We start from the raw sequence: 1,377 nt of genomic DNA, 5'->3' as shown, positions 1-1,377 counted from the left end.
GGGACTGTCCGAAAGATCGTGTGGGTGGGGTGGTGATCCGGAAGGCTGGGGCCGATGCCTCGGCCGGGAAGGATCATCTGTGAGCAACCATGGTGAGGACGAGCCGCAGAGTGGGCTGGAGGTCCAGCTCGCTGCCGAGCTGGTCGAGAAAGCCAAGGCCGAGGGAGTGTCGCTGGTCGGGCCGGACGGACTGCTGGCCGGGATCACCAAGACCGTGCTGCAGGCCGCTCTGGAGGCCGAGATGACCGAGCATCTGGGCTATGAGCGGGGCCAACGCCCGACCGCCCCGTCCGGCAACCACCGCAACGGCAGCTCGGCAAAGACGGTGTCTACCGAGGTCGGCCCCATCCAGATCCAGGTTCCGCGGGATAGGGCGAGCGCGTTCGAGCCGCAGATCGTGCCCAAGCACGCCCGCCGCATCGAGGGGTTCGACGAGGCGATCGTCTCGCTGTATGCCAAGGGCCTGACCACCGGCGAGATCCGCGCCCATCTGGCCGAGATCTACCAGGTCGAGGTCTCGCGTGACCTGATCTCGCGGGTCACCGACAAGGTGGTCGAGGAGATGGAGGCCTGGCGAGCCCGGCCGCTCGACAGCGTCTACCCCGTCGTGCTGATCGACGCCCTGTATGTCAAGATCCGCGAAGGTCAGGTGGCCAACCGTCCGATCTATGTGGCGCTGGGCATCAACTGCAACGGCGAACGCGACGTGCTCGGGCTGTGGGTGGGGACCGGCGGTGAGGGCGCCAAGCACTGGATGACCGTGCTGGCCGAACTCCGCAATCGCGGCGTCGCCGATGTGTGCATCGCCTGCTGCGACGGCCTCAAGGGCCTGCCCGAAGCCATCGAGGAGATCTGGCCGCGGGCCACCGTCCAGCAATGCGTGGTGCACCTGGTCCGCTCCTCACTGCGGTATGCCTCCAAGGCGCACTGGAGCCGGCTCACCAAGGATCTGCGGCAGATCTACACCGCCCCGACCGAGGCAGCCGCCGAACAGCGGTTCGCCGACTTCGAAGCCGAATGGGGCGACCGCTATCCGGCGATCATCAGGCTGTGGCGGGACTCCTGGCCGACCTTCACGCCGTTCCTGGCGTTCCCGGCCGAGATCCGCAAGATCGTCTACACCACCAACGCGATCGAGAGCCTCAACGCCCGGTTCCGCCAGGCCACCCGCCGCCGCGGGCACTTCCCCACCGAACAGGCCGCCCTCAAGGTCCTCTACCTGGTCATCCGCCAACCACTGAAGGGAAGGCCCAACGTGACCGGCAAAACCCCCGGGTGGAAGGCAGCGTTGAACGCGCTGTCGCTGCACTACGGTGACCGCATCACCCTGAACTGAAAACCGATCACCGCCTCACCCACAGACTTTCAGACAGTCCC

1 protein-coding gene is annotated in these 1,377 nt (G+C 66.7%); it reads left to right on the top strand.

Annotated elements, in window-relative coordinates; all coding sequences use genetic code 11:
- Nucleotides 1-115 precede the first annotated feature (115 nt).
- The gene (locus ABD296_RS49300) at nucleotides 116-1,336 is read left to right on the top strand and encodes an IS256 family transposase (protein ID WP_344285426.1); all 1,221 of its coding nucleotides are present in this window, start codon (nucleotides 116-118) and stop codon (nucleotides 1,334-1,336) included.
- Nucleotides 1,337-1,377 lie beyond the last annotated feature (41 nt).

This window comes from Actinomadura napierensis, from assembly GCF_039529375.1.
Classification (GTDB): domain Bacteria; phylum Actinomycetota; class Actinomycetes; order Streptosporangiales; family Streptosporangiaceae; genus Spirillospora; species Spirillospora napierensis.
Note: the sequence above shows the minus strand (reverse complement) of the source record. Positions and strands in the feature narration are given on the sequence as shown.